General features: G+C 32.8%; 11 protein-coding genes. 1 reads left to right on the forward strand and 10 read right to left on the reverse strand.

The window, feature by feature from the left end:
• Positions 1-189: 189 nt before the first annotated feature.
• From LIX58_RS02365 to LIX58_RS02395, 7 genes are all read right to left on the reverse strand, one after another.
• Complete coding sequence (locus LIX58_RS02365) at positions 190-1,206, reverse strand: FecCD family ABC transporter permease (RefSeq protein ID WP_126565018.1); 1,017 nt, start codon at positions 1,204-1,206, stop codon at positions 190-192.
• The gene (locus tag LIX58_RS02370; protein WP_154836469.1) at positions 1,203-2,207 is read right to left on the reverse strand and encodes a FecCD family ABC transporter permease; all 1,005 of its coding nucleotides are present in this window, start codon (positions 2,205-2,207) and stop codon (positions 1,203-1,205) included. The genes LIX58_RS02365 and LIX58_RS02370 overlap by 4 nt, the downstream gene beginning before the upstream one ends.
• Positions 2,208-2,239: 32 nt before the next feature.
• Positions 2,240-3,037: an ABC transporter ATP-binding protein gene (locus LIX58_RS02375; protein ID WP_126565016.1), complete on the reverse strand. Its 798-nt coding sequence runs from the start codon at positions 3,035-3,037 to the stop codon at positions 2,240-2,242.
• Positions 3,038-3,355: 318 nt separating this feature from the next.
• Entirely contained in the window at positions 3,356-4,189 is an 834-nt protein-coding gene (locus tag LIX58_RS02380) for a YitT family protein (RefSeq protein WP_126565015.1), read from the reverse strand.
• Between the two features lie 546 nt (positions 4,190-4,735).
• Entirely contained in the window at positions 4,736-5,965 is a 1,230-nt protein-coding gene (locus tag LIX58_RS02385) for a NupC/NupG family nucleoside CNT transporter (RefSeq protein ID WP_126565014.1), read from the reverse strand.
• 267 nt (positions 5,966-6,232) lie between these two features.
• On the reverse strand, positions 6,233-8,404 hold the full coding sequence (locus LIX58_RS02390; RefSeq protein ID WP_154836468.1) for a bifunctional glycosyltransferase family 2 protein/CDP-glycerol:glycerophosphate glycerophosphotransferase: 2,172 nt from the start codon (positions 8,402-8,404) through the stop codon (positions 6,233-6,235).
• Positions 8,405-8,732: 328 nt separating this feature from the next.
• Entirely contained in the window at positions 8,733-10,460 is a 1,728-nt protein-coding gene (locus LIX58_RS02395; protein WP_126565012.1) for an ABC transporter ATP-binding protein, read from the reverse strand.
• Between the two features lie 157 nt (positions 10,461-10,617).
• On the opposite strand from LIX58_RS02395, the gene pbp4 reads away from it, so the two are divergent.
• Positions 10,618-11,904, forward strand: a complete 1,287-nt coding sequence (pbp4, locus tag LIX58_RS02400) for a penicillin-binding protein PBP4 (protein WP_126565011.1) — start codon at positions 10,618-10,620, stop codon at positions 11,902-11,904.
• Between the two features lie 72 nt (positions 11,905-11,976).
• Here pbp4 and tagD read toward each other — a convergent pair whose 3' ends face one another.
• From tagD to tarB, 3 genes are all read right to left on the reverse strand, one after another.
• Complete coding sequence (tagD, locus tag LIX58_RS02405) at positions 11,977-12,375, reverse strand: glycerol-3-phosphate cytidylyltransferase (protein ID WP_103298519.1); 399 nt, start codon at positions 12,373-12,375, stop codon at positions 11,977-11,979.
• Between the two features lie 139 nt (positions 12,376-12,514).
• Entirely contained in the window at positions 12,515-13,579 is a 1,065-nt protein-coding gene (locus tag LIX58_RS02410) for a glycosyltransferase family 2 protein (RefSeq protein WP_154836467.1), read from the reverse strand.
• Entirely contained in the window at positions 13,576-14,664 is a 1,089-nt protein-coding gene (gene tarB / locus LIX58_RS02415; RefSeq protein ID WP_126565008.1) for a teichoic acid glycerol-phosphate primase TarB, read from the reverse strand. Before tarB ends, LIX58_RS02410 begins: the two co-directional genes overlap by 4 nt.
• Positions 14,665-14,688 lie beyond the last annotated feature (24 nt).

The raw sequence follows: 14,688 nt of genomic DNA on the forward strand, positions 1-14,688 counted from the left end.
CTTTTGCTATAGCTTTTGCCTACATTATAATGCACCTATTTTGTATACGCTATCATTTTTCAAATATGCAATAAATTTAATCAATATTCTAAGTATCCATTCAATGCTTGGCGTGGTTGGTCCTGCATTTTCAAAAATAAAAAAAGCAAGGAATATCTTTATAAAAAAGAAAATATTCCTTGCTATAAGTTAAATGTGTTTAGATTTATACATTAGATAAATAAAGTACGGTGCACCGATAATTGCTACGACGATGCCTGCTGGAACACCGGTTGGTTCAAGAATCACTTTACCGAGCGTATCTGCGAAGACAAGTAAGAATGCGCCTACTAAGATAGCGATTGGTAAGAATAATTGATGGCGTGGACCGACAATGGATTTAGCAATATGTGGGCCCATTAATCCAATAAATGCAATTGAACCTGCAACGGCAACAGCGACTGATGATAGAATGACGGCGACGAAGAATAAAATAACGCGTTCTCTTTCTAATCGGACACCTAAACCTTTCGCAATATGTTCATGCGTATTGATCAAGTTAAGTGTATTAGATTTATAAATTAAATATGGAATAAGAATAACTAACCATGGAAGCGTAGCAATCACAAATGTCCAATCATCGCCCCAAATATTTCCTGCAAACCATGTAGCAATAAATTCTGATTGATCCTCATCAAATTTCGACATTAACGTAATGGAACCGCCATATAAAGCTGTATTCATTCCTACACCTATTAATACCATACTAGCAGGAGTGATACCGTCTTTCTTGTTAATACTGAACAAGAAAATGATAATTGCTGTAGCAATACCACCGATGACACTAATCATAGGTAACATGTATATAAAATTATCTGGATGAATTTGTCCAATTGTTAGGAATAATGCAATTGCAAATCCACCGCCTGAGTTAATCCCTAAAATTCCTGGTTCAGCAATTGGATTCTTGGTTACACTTTGAATGATGGCACCACTTAAGCTTAACGCTGCGCCTGCCAAAATTGTAATTAACATTCGCGGGAATCTAAATTGCATTAAGATAAGCTGATCATAGTATTCACCTTGACCCATTAATGTCTTAAAGAAGCGTCCAACTGGTATTTTATATTCTCCTGAAGAAATGCTCCATGTGCACGCGACAAACAATAGGATAGCAAAGGTAATTAGCGTAATGATTTGTTTACGTCTTAGTTTAGGATGTATCATATTGTGCGTCCTCCTCTTTTAACTAAGTATAAGAAGTAAGGCACACCAATGAATGAAATGATAGCACCTACTGGAGCATCGCCCAACATTCGCGCTATAGTGTCGGCAACTAGCATTAATAAAGCGCCTGATAGGGCTGTTAAAGGGATGACTTTTGCATAATCAGTACCGACTAAAAATCTAACAATATGAGGAACCATCAAACCTACAAAGGCAATTTGACCGACCATAGCTACAGCAACACCGGCTAAAACCATTGTAAGTAATAAACTAACACCTCGTACTAGAGTAATATTTTGTCCTAACCCTTTAGCTAGTGATTCACCTAAATTTAAGATGGTTAATTGTTTACTTATCGCAACAATAATAATAATTGCGATAATAATGATTGGGCCGCTCCATAATAACTGTGGCCAAGTCGTACCAGAAACACCACCTGCTGTCCAATATGTCAGTGATTGATTTAATTTAAATACTAAGGCTATACCTTGGCTGAGCGCAGTAAGTAAAGCACTGACCGCTGCACCTGCTAAGATAATTCTCATAGGATTAAAACCATCACGTCTTGAACGACCAATCATTAATACAATGAAACCACCTAACATTGCTCCAATGAAACAAGCAAACATAATCATAAGAAATGGTGCTTGAGGGAAAAATGCAAATGTGAGTGCTAATGCAAATGAGGCACCTGCGTTTAATCCAATTAAACTTGGATCCGCTAAGCCATTTTTTGTTACACCTTGAATAACTGCCCCTGCTACTGATAGTGCCATGCCTACAAGCATAGCGCCTAAATCACGAGGAATTCGTATTTCACTAATAATATTATGCTGTTGATTCTTTGAATTATAATGAAAAATCGCATCTATAATAGTTGAGAAATTAACTTTAGCTTCCCCTATTAAAATTGAAATTAACAACGCAATCATTAATAGGACAAACACTAGAATCATATAGCCTATAAATCCAAACGTCCCTTTATTCTCTTTCATTGTCATAGTTATTTCTCTTTCCTTTATTTTCATTCATATTACGAATAAGTACGTTCAAATAAATCATAAGTCACAAGTAAAGGTTTGCCCGTTCTTGGATCTTCGCTTAGGACTACATCAATATTAAATACGCGTTCTAAAACATCTTTCGTTAATACTTCTTCTGTCGAACCACTAGCTAAGATTTCACCATTTTTCATCGCAATTAAGTGGTCTGAGAAGCGGATAGCTTGGTTGATATCATGCAATACCATGACAATCGTACAACCTTGCTCTTTATTAAGTTGTTGGACTAATTCTAAGATTTCTAATTGGTGTGAAATGTCTAAATAAGTTGTTGGTTCATCTAAGAAAATAATATCTGTCTTTTGAGCTAATGCCATCGCAATCCAAACGCGTTGACGTTGTCCACCACTTAAATCATTAATAGAACGATGACGGAATTCAGACGTACCTGTTACGCTCAATGCCCAATCAATTTCTTTTTTATCTTCTGCAGATAAACGTCCAAAGCCCTTTTGATGTGGGAAGCGTCCGTAAGATACAAGTTCTCCAACTGTTAAACCATCTGCTACTTCTGGTGTTTGAGGTAATATAGCAATTTTTTTAGCAATTTCTTTCGTTGATTGTGTATGAATATTCTCCCCATCTAATTTAATTTCACCATTTTTAATAGATAGCAAACGTGATAAAGCCTTTAATAGCGTTGATTTCCCACAACCATTTGGTCCAATAATAGAAGTCACTTTACCATCTGGAATTTCAACATTTAAGTTATTGATAATTGAATGATCTCCGTACCCAATCTCAACTTCTTGTGCTTTTAAACGATTCATAATTCCCCTACTTTCTTGAAAATAAATCTATTACTACGCTGTTAAATACTATTTTCTACATATATGTCAATTCATAATTGATAATAATTATCATAGTCAATGGCATTATTATAACATTTTCATAGTATGATGACTATTTCAAAATGAAAAAGAAGCGGGGGTAGAAGTTGAAATAACTTCGTTCCCCGCCTCTGTAATGATGACTCAATTTGAGAAAGATTAGTTTTAAACACATTTTCAAACCAGTCAGCTACTGCCAATATATTAGCAAAGGCTGAGACATTTTAATTTGTCTCAGCCTCTCTTTAGAAATTTTATTTATTCATCTACTAGGAAACCATTTCCATATACATCACGCACATCATGTACTACAAGGAATGCATTTTCATCTAATTCTCTAATTATACGTTTCGCGCGTGAAACTTGTGTTTTGGCTACTACTACATACAAAATATCTTTCTCTTCTCTACTATAATAGCCATGACCGTCTAAAATTGTAAGACCGCGTCCTACTTGTTCATCAATCGCTTTAGCAACTTCTTCTGGTTTATTAGAAATAATTGTCATAGCTTTTTTCGTATTAAGACCTTCAATAACATATTCCATTACTTTTGTGCCAATGTATAATGAGATGACCGTTACGAGTGCCTTATGCAATGGAAGTACTGTTAAAGATATTAATACTACTAATAAATCAAAGAATAATAGCGCATAAGCTGTGCTTACTTCTAAGTATTTATTAGCAATACGAGCAAGGATAGTCGTACCGGCAGTCGTACCACCAGCTAGTACAATAACACCGATGCCTAATCCTACACAGATACCGCCAAACACAGCATTAATAATGACGTTTCCAGTTTCTACATGCCAAGCATCTGTTAAGTCTAAAAATACAGAAATAAGTACAGTAGCAACAATAGTTAAAATTGTGCTTTTTTTACTCAAAAATTTATAACCGATAACAATAAGTACTGCATTAGCTACAAAGTTCGTTATAGATGGAGAAATATGAAAAGCGTAATACAATACGATAGCAATTCCTGTTACGCCTCCCTCACCTAAATTACCTGAAATAATGAATGAATTAACTCCAGCTGAAAATATGAAAGAGCCTAGTATCACAAGGAGTAAATCTTTAATGTTTTTATTCACATATACCAACCCCTTTTAGTTTATTATCATTAAAAATGTTAGCATACTCTCTGATAAAGCTACAATATACTATTCTAAAAAATGTTAAATAAATAAAAATTAAATAATTTAAACTATAACAATTTATGTTTATTATCGAATTTTCCTATAGATTCACTCAGATTTGAATTAAATATAAATATGAGAACAATTTATGAACAAATTAAAATTTTCTGAATTTTTCGTTTACTTACAAGATTGTTTCTGCTATACTGTGTATAACTTCTTAATAAGAGAAGTTATCTCCTTTGTGTTGTTTATAGTAACAAAACAAATTTTGCTCGAAGTACTGTGACAGTACCTAGTCCTTACCGTTACAAGTACATTAATATTCATTTCCCATAAAAACCAAGTATATAGAGTGTCTCCTCACTCTACATACTTGGTTTTTATTGTATATTCGAGTATTATTCATCCTTTTCAAAGAAAAAAGAGCAAATCCAAAATCACGTAAGAAAAACATGATTTTAAACTTGCTCCTTTGAAGAAATATTTAGCTCTATTAGTTTACCATGCGAATAAACCTACAAAAGCTGCTGTTAATAATGATACAAGGATACCTGATAAAAGCATCATTGGCACATATTTAGATACAAAATCTGAAGTCTTCTTGTCTACGATTCCTTTAAGTGTACCAACAATCATACCGATTGTTGAGAAGTTAGCAAATGACACTAAGAAGGTTGAAATGACCGCTTGTCTATGAGGACTATAAGATTTAACTACTTTAGTAATCTCACCCATTACAACGAATTCGTTTGTAACAATCTTCTTAGACATTTGTTGAGCCACAATCCATGCTTCTCCCCAAGGTAAACCAAGCAATAATGCGAATGGATACATGAAGACACCTAAGATTTGGTTTAATCCGAAACTACCTTTCATACCAATCCAACCGCCGACTAAGCCAGTAATTAAATTGATAAAGCGATCTAATAAATCAGCTAAAGCTACGAAGCTGATAACGAACGCGATAATAATTAACACTAATTTACCTGCATTTAAAACGGAATCTCCTAAGAATGAGAAGAATGGTTGACGCTCAGTTTCACCATTATTAATGCTATAAATCACATCTTCACGTTCTTCAACCGTTACCGGATTCAAGATAGAAGACACTATAATGGCGTTAATAATATTTAGCGGAATCGCTGTCAATACAAGTTCACCAGGGATCATTTGTACATAGGCACCAACAATCGCACCTGAAATAGAACTCATTGACATCATTGCTAATGTTAAAACACGTGTTTCTTTCATACGTTTTAATTGTTCGTTTGAGACCGCTAATGCTTCTGTATTACCTAAGAACATCATTTCAATTCCGAAAAATGACTCAAACTTAGGTTGACGTGTAATCTTAGCTAATACCCAGCCAATACCACCGATAATCTTCGGTAAAATATTAAAATACATTAATACGTCAAATAGTGGAACAACAAGTAAGATTGGGAATAAGGCGCTAATAGCCATATCCATTTGCTTACCACTTGTAAAACTACTAAATGCAAAGCCCGTTCCAGTGTGCGCTGATTGAATCACCCAAGCGATTGCAGCAGCTAAGCCTTCAACAATCGATCTACCAATTTGAAAGTACACGAAGAACCAAGCAAGGAAAAGGTTTAAAATAACAAGAATCAAAATTGATTTCCATTGGATATTTTTGCGATCTCTTGAAAATAAAACTGCAATTCCCAAAAACACAAGTAACCCAATGATATTAATGATTAAAAACATGAGGCACCTACCTAGACTTTAATTTTTCAACTTACTATGTAAATATTACTTAGTATAACAAAACCGTACTTTTCCCCAATATAAAGCACTAAAGTTCTGTAAAACATATATTTAACATTATACCATGAGGAAATGTTCGATAAAATAATATTTTAAAGAATTTCGTTAGTATAATTATGAGTTGTAATTTTTTAATGAACTTTAATAAAAGCACTAAAAACGCGATTTGTTTTAAATCACATTTTTAGTGCTCTCTATCATAAATTTCTATTTTTTATTGTTTTCTATATCGTTATAAATATAATCTGCGATAAATTGAGATGATTTTCCTTGTTCTAATGAACAGAAGTCATTATAGAATTTATCAATTTTGTCTTTATATTTTACTTTATGTTGATCGAGCTGTTTTAATTCTTCGGCTAGTTTAAATTCATCTGTAATGATTTCACCTGGAAGATCATTCATATAATCCATATAGAAACCACGTAATCCTTTATCATACTTTTCAATATCATAAGCAAAGAAGAATTGTGGACGTTTTAAGATACCGAAATCAAACATTACTGAAGAGTAATCGGTAATTAGCGCATCAGAAATAAGATACAATTCAGAAATATCATTGTAGTTTGAAACATCGATAGCAAAATCTTCGAAACCATGTAAATCCAAAGCATTAGCAATGAGATAATGCATTCTTAATAAGATAACATATTCATCACCAATTTCTTTTTGAAGATTTGCAAGGTTAATCTTTAAGTCAAATAAGTATTGACCTTTTTTCACAAATTCATCATCACGCCATGTTGGTGCATACATAATTACTTTTTTATCTTTAGGTAAGTTTAGATTACGTTTAATCTCTTCTTGATATTCGATATCATTTTGGCGATTGACTAAGACATCATTACGAGGGTATCCGATTTCCCAAATTCTATCTTCGTCCATCCAAAAAGCAGTTTTAAATATATTTGATGAATAACGGTTCGGTGATACCAAGTAATCCCATCTAGACGCTTCAGCATAGAAATTTTTCTTATATGAGGCAGTCGTTGTACCTGGCATTCTAACGACTTTCATATCATTAGCAAGACGTTTAAGCGGTGTGCCATGCCAAGTCTGAATGTACGTTTGATTTTCTTTTTTATTTAAATATAGTGGCAATCTTGCATTCGATACCCAATATTTTGCTTTAGCATATGCTTCATAGTATTCTTTTGAGCCTTTTTTAACTTTAGTAGCATTTCCTGGGACATTATTGTTATCTGGTTTATTAAATACCCAAATATAATTTAAATGTGGATAATGATCTTGCATATATTCATAAATATATTTAGGACTGTCGCTATAATTTTTACCTCCAAATGCTTCAAAGACAATTGTATGTGGATCAACTGCTTCTTCACTATCTGTTAATTGGTATCTTGAACGTTCTTTCATTTTACTATTCGTCACAATGTTTTTAATTAATCGAGAACGTTTACGAAGATCGTTCACGTATTTTGCGTTTTCCACATCATCCATAGACAAGAATAAAACTTCTAGATTATATAACAATTTTCCATCTTTAATGATGTTCCATTTTAAAGCTTTTACTATTTTGACTAAAGAATTTTCTAGTGTAAGGTATCTTAATTTAATATCTCTTAGTGAAGGGTCAAATCCTTTCTTAATTTCATTTTTCATTCTTTGAATTAAGAAGTTTTTCACCTTTTTATCCTCTGTTCTTTGCATAGCATCAAAGAAACTATCTACATAATCATCAAATTTATTAACAAAATCTTGTCCACTTAATGTATTGCCGACAAATGGATCATATACTTCTCCACGGAAATAAAATGGGAAATTTAATATTCTCACAAAGTTTTCCGCATATTTTATATATTCTAAAGCGAAAGAAGTATCTGTAAAGATGTTTAGATTCTCATTAAATTGTATATTATGTGCTTTTATGATAGCGTTTCTAAATAAAATGTTACATACAGATTCTTTTCTCAAAATTGAGTTAGGATTCTTTTTATGTGACAAATATTGAATACGCACTTTATCTTGATCCACGTATTGTGGACGTTGCATTGCGAATTTATGAATGGGTGCTATTAAAGTATCTAAACCATTAAGATGACGGAAGTAATAATCAATGGCATATGAAGCTAACTGATCATCTGCATCAAGAAACATCACATATTGCCCTTCCGCTTCTTTAAGTGCGACATTTCGCGCATGTGCATGGCCTGTATTCTCAGGAAGCTGGATGAAATTAACCTCTTTATCATAAGATTGTAATGCTTGTTGTAAAATTTCTGTTGATTGATCTGTCGAACCATCATCTACAATCACAAGGTCGAAATCTTGATTTCTTTGACTTTTTAAACTATCAATACATTCAGCAATGTAATCTTCAACATTATAATAGGTAATAATAATCGTTAATTTATTCAAAACATTTCTCTCCAATTAATCTATTTATAATAGGTAGACTTTATATTTTTTAATAACTTTTCTAAGCGTATGTTACGCCAAATTTTCACTCCATTTTACATCTTTGAAGCGTATATTTCTAGCCATTTCTATTCCATAGCTTTATTGACGCTATGACCTCACCGTTATTTATAAGTATACCATTTTCTCTATCGTATATTCATTTACTAAGGATGGTCTCAACGTCTATCTCTATTTTTGTTACAAGCTTTATTCTCTACAATATCAACTTCATCACAAAACAAAGCAGGTTGATGGAGTATTACATCCTTCAACCTGCTTGATTACCTTATTCTGTTAAATTTTGAGTAGTTACAAATTGATGATATTTTTCATGATGCTTCATTAGTTCTGCATGTGTACCTTGTCCTGTTACTTGACCTTGATCGAGGAAGATAATTTGCCCTGCTTTTTTAATAGTAGAAAGTCGGTGCGCAATCACAATAGTTGTACGTCCTTCCATTAACACTTCTAACGCTTCTTGTATTTTTTGTTCACTTTCACTATCTAGGTTTGCTGTTGCCTCGTCTAGTAATAAAATATCTGGATTTTTAACAAAACTACGAGCAATATCGATGCGTTGTCTTTGACCTCCTGATAATTTTAAGCCACGTTCACCAACTAATGTGTCGTATCCATCATCAAATTGCATTATAAAGTCATGACAGTTTGCCAATTTAGCATATTTAATCAATTCTTCGTCAGAAACTTCACGATTAATACCATATAATATATTGTCACGGATTGTGCCATTCATCATTGAATTAGACTGCATCACATATCCAATTTGATTACGCCAATTTGCCATAGGAATATCATAGATACTTTGATTACCATATTTAATATCCCCTGATTCGATTTCATACATGCGTTCAATTAGGTTGAAAATCGTACTCTTACCTGAACCTGATGGACCAACAAAAGCACTTACTTCTCCTTGAGGGATACGGAAAGAAACATTTTTTAATATATCTTTAACATCATATTTGAAATTTACATCTGTAAATTCTATTTCTCCAGGAGTGATGTTTACATTTTTAATTGGCTCTAATTCAGTCATTGGTTCTACTGGCTCTTGCATGATTTCGTAAATACGGCTACTTGCACCTACAGCTTTTTTATAATCTGTAACAAGGGTTGTAAGGTTCATTAATGGCATAGATAATTGCATCACATAAAAAATCATAGCAATTAAAGCCCCCGCTGTTATTGCGCCTGTGGCAATACGGATAGCACCAAAACCAAGAATAACCGCAATCATTAATAACATTATGAGACTTGAAATAGGTTGAATAACCGCAGTGATTTTAGCTTGTCTTAATCCAAGATTATAAATTTCACGTAAGTTACTATGCGCATTATCTAATTCTTGACGTTCTGTATTAGACACTTTAACTAAACGCATTTCTGTTAACACACGCCCTAATAACCCACTAAAATTAGCTATTTCTGACTGTGTATGTATAGAAATTTTTTGCATTTTGCGACCTAATGGAATCATTACTGCCATGAATAATGGAATTGCAATGAATGTTAACAATGTCATTTGCCAGTCCATAATGAATAACATGATGATAGAGCCTACCAAGGTAATGATTGCAGGCAATAGTTGTGGTAATTTTTGTGAAATAAATTCATTAATCACTTTCGTGTCATCCGTTAAACGACTCATTAATTGCCCACTTTCATTTTTATCGAAAAATGGCATTTTCAATTTTATAATATGTTCCCATAATAATGAGCGAATATCGTAAATCATTTTTTCACCAATTTTACTCAATAAATAAATACCGATACCACTAAGTAAGGCATTGGCGATAAAAATGCCTGCGAACAAAATAACGATATTCCAATTAATACTGCTTGTTGAAAATTTATCAACTAAACGACCAGTAAATAATGGGATAAGTAGACCACTAATACTTCCTAGAGAAGAAATGATAATAGCAGCAATGATTAATCCATATGGCCATGACAAACGTTTAAATAAGAAAAATAATGGATTTTGTCCTTTCATAAATTACCCCTCTTTTATATTCATTTTTTAATTTTAATACTTAAAACTTATAATTATTTATAACAACTTTAAAGTGTAAAAATTATGTTTTTCACAAGTTTTCATTATGATAGAATACTTTCATTGACAATTTTTGTATAAAAGGAAAGATAAATAAATGAAAAGAATAACTTATCTCGTTTTACTCATCTTATCTACGGCTCTCATTATATCACCGATAGCTATAGCTAAAGAACCTACACCTACAGAAATTACACGTCAATATGGTTATCCCGATGTCTCAGATGCCTATCAACCAGAAAGTGCTATCAATGTGAGTCAATCAGGACAAATATTATATCAATATCAAGCTGATAAAAAATGGTATCCTGCTTCAATGTCTAAGTTGATGACGATGTATCTTACATTAGAAGCCATCAAACATGGTGACCTTTCGTTAAATGACAAAGTACATATTACGCAAGCACACTATCAAATGTCAACTTTGCCAGAATTGAGTAATACCAAATTGTATCCTGGAGAAACATATACCATCGCAGAACTTCTTCAAATCACTGTTTCAAACTCTAGTAATGCTGCTGCTCTAATACTTGGTGAAGAAGTCTCTGGTAACGTCAATGACTTTACTGACTTAATGAATAAGAAAGCCAAGGAAATTGGCATGAATGATACACGCTTTGTGAACCCTACTGGTGCCATGAATAAACGTTTACGTGACTTTGCACCTTCAAAATATAAAGATCATCAAAATAACGTTTCCTCTGCAAAAGATATGGCCATCTTAGATCAACACGTCATTAAGGATACGCCTGAAATTTTAGATTTTACAAAGCAACTTGAACCTACAGTACATAACGTCACTTTTCCAACTTATAACCATTCTTTAGAAGGAGCGAAGATGAGTTTACCTGGTACAGATGGACTAAAAACAGGTTCAAGCGATGTCGCTGACTATAATCATACCATCACTACAAAACGAAATAAATTGCGTATCAATCAAGTTATTATGGGTGCTGGCGATTTTATTCATTTAGGCGGTGAAATGCAACGTAACATGATTGGGAATGCATTAATGAACCGTTCATTCGATCAGTATAAATATAAGAAAGTACTTTCGAAAGGTACACATCAACTGAATGGCAAAAAATATTACGTAGCTAAAGACTTATACGATATTATTCCAAAAAACATGAAAAAAGATGATTACAAGTATGTAGTTGAAGATGGTCGTGTGCACTTAGAGTATCCTCGTCAATTTTTAACTAACAATGATGGACCTCCTAGCGTAAAAGTCACACGTTCATTCATACATCAAGCAGATTCAGTCGCTCAAAGTACATGGAAAACTCATCCTATCTTAACTTTCATAGGATTAGGATTGATTGCCATTGCATTTATATTAATCATTTATATGATTTTACATCGTATTTTTAAACATAAATAATTAATTAGAAAACGAAATCCACATTTCCTTTTAAAATTTTAGGAAATGTGGATTTTATCTTTATAAGTTATATTATTTTGCGTCTTTACCGTAAAGTTCTTGTTTAATTTTAGTTGTTGAAATACCTTCAGTACGTTTTAAGTATACAACTTCACATTTGTCTTTTAAGAAGTCAAATTCGCCTTCCCAATCGTGGCCCATAACGAAAACATCAACATCGTAACGGTCAACATCGATTTCTTTTTGACCCCAGTCACTTTCTGGAATAACTAAATCTACATAGCGAATAGATTCTAACATCATTTTACGTTGTTCAAAGTCATAATAAGATTTCTTGTTCTTAATTTGATTGAATTCGTCTGTTGATAACGCAACGATTAAGTAATCGCCCATTTCACGAGCTCTTCTTAAAAGTTCTATATGGCCATAATGTAATAAATCATAAGTACCATAAGTAATGACTCTTCTCATTTTTTGCTGTCTCCTTTACTAAATCTTTAATCATTCTTCATAATCTTAATTTAGCATAAATATTTTTTACATACCATCTTTTATAAAAGCAGACATGTTAAGCCATTAGACGTCACTATGCCTCTATATCTTAAAAGAATTAACGTTTAAGTATGTGTTTTAACGATTGTTTACCATTGAATACTGCTTTTTTAGGTAAGACTTGTGCTTTAAATCGTAAGTACCCTGGGCGTCCTATACCTACATTTACAAGAGTTTGACGCCAAATTTCATACGTTTCATGTGTCCATTTTGTAGCACCTTGTTCTACTGCTTGAACGATTCTAAATAAAGCGTCCCCTGAATATTCTGTATGTTGCATTTCTTTAATATAACGCGTTACTTGTTCAATAAATGACGTTGTCACATCACTATTTTTTAAAAGATAAGCTTGAATCAAGTAACTTACAATCAAATCATCCATACGATAACTGTAATAAACTTTTTCATTAGTTAATAACAACATTTCCATTACACGATGGCGTACTTTACGAGCATCCTCTATATAAGATAAAAAGGTGTCCGCACGCTTATCGGTTACAGAGCCTTCTCGCTCATTATATCCGTATACGAGAAGCGGTATTAACTGGATATCTCGTGCAGTTAAATAAGCACGCGTAATAAATGTATGTTCCTCACAAAATACCACATCTTCATCAAATCTTAATGCGTTAAATTTAGAGTTAAATAATTTCCCGCCCGGACCAATAGATTGTAATAACTCAGGTACTTCTGCAAGTGTAACCATGCTCTCGCGATTAATCTCCTCATGCGTAGGCACGACTTTCCAGTCGCCGTTTACGCCACACCCAATTTGCCCAACGACAATATCGACTTCTTTATTTTTCTCATAGTAATCAATCATTTTATCAATTCTTCCAGGTAAGAATTGATCATCTGCATCTAAGAACATAAACGCTTCAACATCATCCGACATTGAGGCTAAACCGAAATTTCTGCTCTTAGCTGCACCGGCATTTTCTTGATTGTAAACCATCATATTTTTTACTTCTTTTTGTAACTGCATCAACACTTGTTTCGTTTTATCCGTAGAACCATCATTAACACAAATAATTTCAACTTCATGCTTTGTATCAATTGATTTTACAGCTTTTCGAATTGTATGTTCTGCATTAAATACTGGAATAATCACAGCTATTTTCATTCTTTCACCAACTTTTCAATAAATTCTATAATTTGTTGCAAGCTTTTAGAAGTATTGTAGCGATGCCAATCTTTAAATAATGGCTGTAATATATCTTCACTATTTTTTATTTTAAAAATTAGTTCCTTTTCACTGAATACTTTATAGTGTTGAGGGATTTGTTTATAAAATTGATTTAAACCACGTACTTTCTCATATTTCTCTTCATCATACACATAGAAAATAACAGGTTTATTTAACAAACTTGCTTCAATAGGCAAAGAACTATAATCACTAATAATCACATCTGCCATTATCATTAATTCAGAAGTAGATATTTCTGAATGATGTCCAGAAATTGACGGATGCAACTGATTAATTAATGTATAATTTGGCAACTGAGTTTCAAAATTAGCTTTATCTAATTGACGATTATCCTTTGCATCTTCACGATAGGTAGGAACATATATCGCCAATTTATTAGTAATATTATAATGTTCTTTTAAACGCGCTTGTTCAGTCTTAAGATTGAAATTTAAATAATTCATTAATCGTGGTAATCCAAAACGTAACATTTGTTTATCTGTAGCCCCGAAAGCCTCGTTAAAGCATGTTACCATTTCTTCTCCACCGACAAGATAATAATCAGTTGCTTGATATACACGTTGATATTGTTTAACCATTTTTTTATTATTTAAATCTACTTGATGGTCAGTTAATCCGAAATTCTTTAGAGCCCCAGAAGCATGCCAAGTTTGAATAATAGATTGACCATTTTTCTTAGCATAGCCACCTAACATTAAATAATACGTATCAATAATGATGACCTTGGCACTGCTCAACGCTTTAATATGCTTGAAAATATGTTTATTTCCAGCTGGTAAAAATGAAACACTCTTGAATTCTTTTATTCTCTCTTGTTCTTTCTCATTCGCTATCACTGTAAGATGATACCCTTTGTGATGCAGCTGCTGAATAATTGGTAACACATCTTGTGGAAATGTCATCATCACTACAATATGGTTATTTTTTACTTTTTTACTTTTGAAAATGAAGTTCAATATCGCAATCATTATCATATAAATGTTTTTTATAATTAGTCGCATACGTCTACCTCCCACCTTTTCGAA

Source organism: Staphylococcus sp. Marseille-Q1834, assembly GCF_916858875.1.
GTDB classification, from domain to species: domain Bacteria; phylum Bacillota; class Bacilli; order Staphylococcales; family Staphylococcaceae; genus Staphylococcus; species Staphylococcus pragensis.